This is a genomic window from Serratia sp. X10, from assembly GCF_017811775.1.
GTDB classification, from domain to species: domain Bacteria; phylum Pseudomonadota; class Gammaproteobacteria; order Enterobacterales; family Enterobacteriaceae; genus Serratia; species Serratia ureilytica.
On the sequence record NZ_JAEIOH010000007.1, the window covers coordinates 247755 to 254888 of the forward strand.

Annotated in this window: 7 protein-coding genes; 4 read left to right on the top strand and 3 right to left on the bottom strand. The window is 49.9% G+C overall.

Translation table 11 applies throughout. The annotated features are described in order from the left end of the window. Positions 1-95 precede the first annotated feature (95 nt). Together J9788_RS20905 and J9788_RS20910 are read left to right on the top strand one after the other, a co-directional pair. Positions 96-521, top strand: a complete 426-nt coding sequence (locus J9788_RS20905) for a TIGR03751 family conjugal transfer lipoprotein (protein ID WP_182265401.1) — start codon at positions 96-98, stop codon at positions 519-521. Then, positions 521-3355, top strand: coding sequence for a conjugative transfer ATPase (locus J9788_RS20910; RefSeq protein ID WP_182265400.1), 2835 nt, complete (start codon positions 521-523; stop codon positions 3353-3355). The genes J9788_RS20905 and J9788_RS20910 overlap by 1 nt, the downstream gene beginning before the upstream one ends. Positions 3356-3471: 116 nt before the next feature. Here J9788_RS20910 and J9788_RS20915 read toward each other — a convergent pair whose 3' ends face one another. The 3 genes from J9788_RS20915 to J9788_RS20925 all read right to left on the bottom strand — a co-directional run bounded on the left by J9788_RS20915 (position 3472) and on the right by J9788_RS20925 (position 5351). After that, positions 3472-3963, bottom strand: coding sequence for a fimbrial protein (locus J9788_RS20915; RefSeq protein WP_227414632.1), 492 nt, complete (start codon positions 3961-3963; stop codon positions 3472-3474). A 21-nt stretch (positions 3964-3984) separates the two neighbouring features. Continuing rightward, on the bottom strand, positions 3985-4899 hold the full coding sequence (locus tag J9788_RS20920) for a fimbrial protein (RefSeq protein ID WP_227414631.1): 915 nt from the start codon (positions 4897-4899) through the stop codon (positions 3985-3987). Positions 4900-5057: 158 nt separating this feature from the next. After that, complete coding sequence (locus J9788_RS20925; RefSeq protein WP_182265399.1) at positions 5058-5351, bottom strand: hypothetical protein; 294 nt, start codon at positions 5349-5351, stop codon at positions 5058-5060. Between the two features lie 579 nt (positions 5352-5930). Here J9788_RS20925 and J9788_RS20930 point away from each other — a divergent pair. Together J9788_RS20930 and J9788_RS20935 are read left to right on the top strand one after the other, a co-directional pair. Continuing rightward, positions 5931-6452: a fimbrial protein gene (locus tag J9788_RS20930; protein WP_182265398.1), complete on the top strand. Its 522-nt coding sequence runs from the start codon at positions 5931-5933 to the stop codon at positions 6450-6452. Between the two features lie 78 nt (positions 6453-6530). Continuing rightward, on the top strand, positions 6531-7067 hold the full coding sequence (locus J9788_RS20935) for a fimbrial protein (protein WP_182265397.1): 537 nt from the start codon (positions 6531-6533) through the stop codon (positions 7065-7067). Positions 7068-7134: the final 67 nt, after the last annotated feature.

Genomic DNA, 7134 nt, shown 5'->3' on the forward strand with positions numbered 1-7134 from the left:
CGCCCACAGAGTTGGGCGCTGGTTTTGCTGTCCTGCAGCGCGTTTTGGCTGGGTGTGCTGCTCCTGCTGTGTTTGCTTATAAGAGAATGATAATCATGCGGAAAAATCTGTTTAATCGAGTTATGGCCGTCGCGGTGATGGTCGGCGCTATCGCACTGACCGGCTGTTCAACGTCGAAAGAGGAAATGCTGCCACCGGGCGACAGCTCGATGCTGGAATTGTGGCAGGGTGAGGATGGCGGCGGAACGGCGCGCAATGCTGTAGCAGCGCGCGACAGCCTGCGCAGGCCGCTCACTGAGGGCGAAAGCCAGGCAACAGCCGCGAGCGATCGCAGCTACAGCCGCACGCAGGAAAGCGAAATCAGCCAGCAGTTCCCGCGCCTGCCGAATCCCGATCTTGTGATGTATGTGTATCCGCACCTGGCGGATGGCAACGCGCCGGTGCCGGGGTACAGCACCGTGTTTCCTTTCTACAGCCAGGTGCAGTATGCGATGCTGGGTGAACGGACGGAGGCTTACTGATGCGGTTTTCCCTGTTTGATAAAAAGCGCTTGGCGCGAAAAACGCCGGCAGCTGTTGCCCAGGACGCACTGAACGTGACCGAGGACGGTGTGCCGCTGTCTGTCGACGGCCGTGAGCCATTACGGCGCCAGGGCAAGATGACGGTAAAGGATGAGCAGCAGGTGTACCACGCCAATCCGTCCATTGTTGATTACCTGCCCTGGGCGGAGTTTCTCGACCGCGAGCAGTGTATCCTGCTCGATGACGGCGTATCTGTCGGCGCTGTGTTTGACATCACGCCGGTGGCGACCGAAGGGCGGACGGACGATCGCCTGGAGCAGATGCGTGACACGGTGGAGGATGCCCTGCAGGACTCGTTTGACGAACATGATGAAAACCCCTGGATCGTGCAGTTCTTCTGCCAGGACGAAAACAATGTCGAGGCGTATATCGGCAGGCTGCGACAGTATGTCAAACCCCACGCGCAGGGCAGTGCGTTTACTGAAGACTGGTTGAAAGAGACCGAGCGCCATCTGCGCGGGATTGCCCGTCCGGAAGGTCTGTTCAAAGATACGCTGATAACAGACCAGCCATGGCGTGGGCAGCAGCGACGGACCCGCATGGTGGTCTATCGCTGGATTGGCAAGAGCAATCATGATCCGATGCCACCGATTGCCATGCTCAATCAGACCTGTGAGCGCGTGACCGGGGCCCTGGCTGGTGCCGGCGTTGCCTGCGTGCGCCAGAACGGGGCGCAGGTCCATGACTGGTTGCTGCGTCATTTTAACCCCAGCCCGGAGTGGGTGGATAAAGAGACGCTGTACCGCGATGCCGCCTATTTTGACAGCCGTGACACCCCGGAAGGCGCGATGCCGGTGCAGAATGATTTTGCCGAAACCCTGCTGTTCACCCCGCCCGTATCCGATCCTGACCACGGCGTATGGTGGTTCGATAATCAGGCGCATTGCGCCATTCCGGTCGAGAAACTGCGCCGTCCGCCGGAGCCGGGCACCATTACCGGTGAAATGAAACGCGGCGAGAAGAAAATCAACGCGCTGATGGATCTGTTCCCGGAAGGGACGATGGTATGTATGACCATTGTGGTGCAGCCCCAGGACACGTTGGAAAACGATTTTAACCGGCTTGCCAAGAATGCCGTCGGTGAGAACACCGAATCCGGGCGCGTGCGTCAGGACGTGGCTCAGGTAAAGGAATACCTTGGTAATCGTCACAAGCTGTACCGTGCCGGTATCACCTTCCTGCTGCGTGCCGGCGATCTGACCGCGCTTAATCACAAGCGCGTCGAGCTCACCAACGTGCTGCTCGGTGCCGGCTTGCAGCCGGTTCGCCCGGAGTTTGATGTGGCGCCGCTCAATACCTACCTGCGGGCGCTGCCGATGTGTTTTAACCCGGAGACGGACAAGAAACACTGGTATACCCGGTTGACCTGGGTGCAACACCTGGCGGGGCTTTTGCCGGTGACCGGCCGCGAAACCGGGACCGGTCACCCCGGCATGAGCTTCTTCAACCGCGGCGGGGATACGCTGACGTTTGATCCGCTCAACAAGCACGACCGGAGTCAGAATGCGCACATGCTGTATTTTGGTCCGACCGGTGCGGGGAAGTCGGCGACGTTGTGCGCGACTCTGTCACAGCTGATGGCAATACACCGACCGCGGCTGTTTATTGCCGAAGCGGGGAACTCGTTCGGACTGCTGGCCGATTATTTCGAAAGCCTGGGGCTCAGCGTCAACAAGGTGAGTATCAAACCGGGCAGTGGCGTCTCGCTGCCGCCGTTCTCCTACGCGCATAAACTCGTCGACGATGCGTTAACCTCGCTGGCCCTGGATGAAAATGACCTGCCGGACATCGATGCCGATGACGACGAGGATGAAGATAAGCGCGATTACCTGGGAGAAATGGAAATCTCGGCGCGCATGATGATCACCGGCGGCGATGCGAAGGAAGAACATGAACTGAAACGCGCTGACCGCGCGATGATCCGTGAGGCGTTGCTGATGGCAGCGCGGCAGACCTATGACGAAGGGCGGCAGATGTTGCCGGCAGACCTGCAGAAGGCACTGTACGCCATATCCAAAGACGAAGGGAGTGATATCCGTAACGTCCAGCGCCGGGCCAAAGCGGCCGAAATGGCGGAGTCGCTCGGGATGTTTACCCAGGCCGGCAGTTTTGAAGCAGAGCTGTTTAACCGTGAGGGCAGCCTGTGGCCAGAGGCGGATGTAACTCTGATTGACCTGGGGCATCTGGCTCGTGAGGGCTATGAGGCGCAGATGGCGCTGACGATGGTGAGCCTGACCAACACCATCAACAACATTGCCGAACGAGACCAGTACTCGGAGCAGGATATCGTGTTCGCGGTGGATGAGGCGCACATTGTGACGGTGAACCCGCTGCTGGCGCCGTACATAACCAAAATTGTCAAGATGTGGCGTAAGCTCGGTGCCTGGCTGTGGCTGGCCACGCAGAACCTGAAAGACTTCCCGGATATTGCCGAGAAGATGCTGAACATGGCGGAGTGGTGGGTCTGTCTGACCATGCCGCCGGAGGAGGTCAACGACATTGCTCGCTTCAAGGCGCTGACCGAGGAGCAAAAGGCGGTGTTACTGTCGGCCAGTAAATTGTCGGGTTGCTATACCGAAGGTGTGGTTCTGTCGAGAAAACTCGTGGCGCTGTTCCGTGCAGTACCACCGAGCCTGTACCTGGCGCTGGGGATGACGGAGAAAGAAGAGAAGGCCGAACGCCGCGCGCTAATGCAGGAATTTGGCTGCAGTGAGCTGGAGGCAGCTCGCAAGATAGCAAGAAAACTTGACTTTCTACGCGGCCTAACGATTTAAGATTTTCCTAATGATTATACTATCTCGTAGTATTTTTTTTCGTCTCGAAGATGAGTTTGATCCTAATTATGTTCAAGTGGTGACTGAGAGAGCTTAATCCGACAATATGTAAATCACTAGAAATAATCTACTAACATAGTTGCGCCGCTTGTGAATTTACCTTCTGTCAGATGCACTGAACCTTTTTTTACAGGCACTACATCAAGTGTCGGTGGGCTGGAGTAGGTGATGTCTAGAGGCGTATTAATTGCGAAAGATCTTCCGTTCGCCAAAAGTTTGATGCCTAATCCATTAATGTTACTTCCTAATATGCTAGAGTCAAAAGTCGCTGCGGTACCAATAATTTTCATTTTCAACTGACGGCTGTTATCTAGAAAATCGCATTTTATGCTATAATCAATACGTTGCATGTATCGATTACCATCGATACGGTTAATGCCAACATTGCCGAAATCTATATCAATAGTGCGTCCGTCGTTGATAACGCAAGGAGGGGGCGCAACCACTGTTGCGGTTATGCTGATCTTGGTTCCCTGGTCAGCAGCCTGAGCAAAGGTTGTATGCAGACTCAGTGCTAGCAGTAGAACATGACATCTTCGTATCATCATTTTATATATTCTCCACTATTTTCAAGGAGCGCTGAAGAGCAATGTTGCAGAGCCTGATAAAGGTCCTGTACTTAAGCTGGTATAGGGAACATTCCTCTTTACTGGTACAAAGGTTACGGTATCGCTGCCAAGACCGTTAACGATACGAGTTCTAAAGGTATTATTGGGCTTAACCACATTTCCGTTATAAACCATGGCTACACCAATATCCGGATTGGTCGTTTTTATAAAGTCGCTCGAGAAGCTAGTTGGGTCGCTGATTAATTGAACTAAAATGTCCTGTGTGGAGCTAAGATCATCACATTGATAAGTAATACTTTTATTCTGGCTAATCTGAGAGTTGTTTGGGCTCTGGGTTAAAAAGTCTTGGCGAATCGAACCGAAGTCAACATTTATCTGCTGGCCGTTATTGATGGAGCAGGTGGTTGTAACAAAATAGGCATCGTTATTTGCGATTAGACGCCAACGATAAGGGCCGCAATTTGGGCATCCTGACTGATCATTAGACTGAACAAAGTTTACTTGACCTATTATGTCGCCCTTGTTTATCTTAATATCTGATGTAGGTGAGCGGTTTAAAACAATATAAACCCGAATAGGAATGGATCCACTTTGTAAATTAGTCAGTGTCAATACGTTTATACCTGCTCGTATTGGCGATAAATAGTCAGCCCCGTTAATTGTCATACCAGTGCTAACAGATCTAAGAGCGCCACTGACGGATAGTGCATTGCTATCTGTTTTGAGATAGTCATACCAGCTCGCGATAGTATTTTTGCAGGTTACTTGACTTACGTTGACGATTTCATTTTTGCCATAAGATAATTGAGGGCCGATGGTTACGCGTACGTCTACCGGCGTTTGTGAGCCTCCGGCACCAATAGTGCGACCATCGGAGGTTGTGCAGTCAAACGCGTTAGCGTTGGCAGTCATCATGAAAGATAATGCTAAAGAAGAACGGAGTAGTAGATGTATTATTCTATTCATGATTATGTCTCAATAGATAAATTTTTTTCGGCTTGTGCTGCAATGAGGTGTTGCAAACTACTCATTAGGGATAACTTAGCGAATTTTATTCACCAAATGCATCTTTTTTATGTGTCGTCTTTGTTGACGACGAGTAGAGCGGTAGGATACCACCTCAGTGATTTTCCTATAGGGCCATCTGTTACAATCACCTCTTCTCTATCAAGCATATTTAGCAAAAGGTGTCTAGCTCGATATACCCCGACGTTTACTGCATTTGCTAATTGCCTTGTCGTCATCCAATTATGCTGTGGCGGAAGCTCAGTAGCCTGATAATGTTGTGGTGACATATCAAGTAATGCAGCAAGTAGATCTTGCTGTAACTTACGTGTTTCTTTCTGTTTGCTAGACAAATCTTCCATTTTTCCCCTTGGTATCTCGATAGTCATCTACGGCTAAGAAGGGTTTTGAACCCTTACAAATCTAGAAAAACTTTGTTCTTAGATTTCAGTCATGAAGGCTTTTTCGCTTTTACCTAGATTGGTGCGTTTGTGTAGCGTGAGCTGTAGCGACCAAACAAAATATTGGATGATTATATTACACAGAGGTCTCTTTGCGATCTGATAGGTTGCATTTTACTTAAAAAAAGCATTAAATGCTGAAAAATTTTTTTTTGCGATCTATATCGCTAATTAATGTCGCTAATTAACTCTGGCTAGGGAATAAATATTGATTTTTTGCTTTTTTGTAAAAAAAACTTTTCTTATTAAGATTGGTTTGACAAGATATCTAGGCAGAGCAAAAACACTGGCTTAACTATGTGTGTTTATCTATTTAGTTATTTTGCATAAGTAAATTTACCTTAGAATTAACTAGCTGTATTGCGGCCAGGTGTTGTGTTCAAAACTAAACTGAAGTTATTCTAAGTGACTGATTTTTAGTTAGCTAAAACCTTTCATTTAGTTAGTAAGCACAATTTTCTATTAAGGAATGTAGATTTTATGAAAATTGAAAAAATTATCTTGGCTGCAGCGGTTGCATTTGGTGCAAACTTCTATGCACAAGCAGCAGATCAGGGACAAGGGAAAGTTACATTCAAGGGCTCTATCATTGATGCACCTTGCTCTATCTCAAGTAAAACTGCTAATCAAGAAGTTGATCTAGGTTCAATTTCCAATGTGGCGTTAAAAAACTCTGGAAAATCTAAGGCCGTAGATTTCTCAATCGATCTCGAGCAGTGCGATTTCCCAACTTCAAAAACTGTAAAAGCCACTTTCACCGGTGCATCGTCGACAGTAAATACATCTCTTCTGGGAATTACTGGTACAGCTAGTGGTGCAGGCGTAGTTATTACATACGGTGGTAAACCGGTGAAATTGGGTCAGGCAACTACTGCACAAACGCTAAATCCTGGTAATAACACCCTGCATTTCGCCGCCTACCTGCAGGGTGAAGGCGCTTCCGCCGCCATCGTTCCGGGCGACTTCACCGCCGTAGCCGATTTCACCCTGGCTTATCAGTAAGTGAGTCCGAAGGCTTAATCAACCAGGCATGGGGCTCGCCGCATGCCTGGTGAATCTCCCTGTCAAAGGAATGTCGCGATGTTTTTACCAAGGAATCGAGCGGGTGCCGTTCTTTTGGCGTCGTTGGCGTTTGCGAATAGCAGTGCAACTAACGCCGTACAGGGGTGGGGCAAAGTCAGCATGCACGGCGCCATTATCGACACCGCCTGCGCCATTGCCGCCGGCAGCCGCGATCAGACGATCGATATGGACACTCTTCCTCTCGGGCAAATCATTCGTGATGGCCAGGGGATGACCAAACCTTTCAGTATTGAATTGGTCAACTGCATTTTGGAACGGCCGGAAAACAAACCTGATTGGAAATTCTTTCAGGTCACGTTTGATGGTTATGCGGAAGGCGCTCTGTTTGGCGTACAGGGCGAGGCGCGCGGCGTCGCATTGAAGATAAAAGACAGCAGCGGCACGCCGATTATTCCAGGGAAACCCTTACCGATGGAAGGAATAATACCGGGAAATAGAGTGCTGAATTATTCCATGACGTTGATGCCGAATCACCAGCCGTTGAAGGCGGGAGCGTATTTTTCCACAGTGCGTTTTAAGCTGGATTATTTTTGATTTTTTCTCGTACTGACGGTTAATTCGTTATTGAAAGGACTTTTATTATGCTTTCACCGGCAGGGAA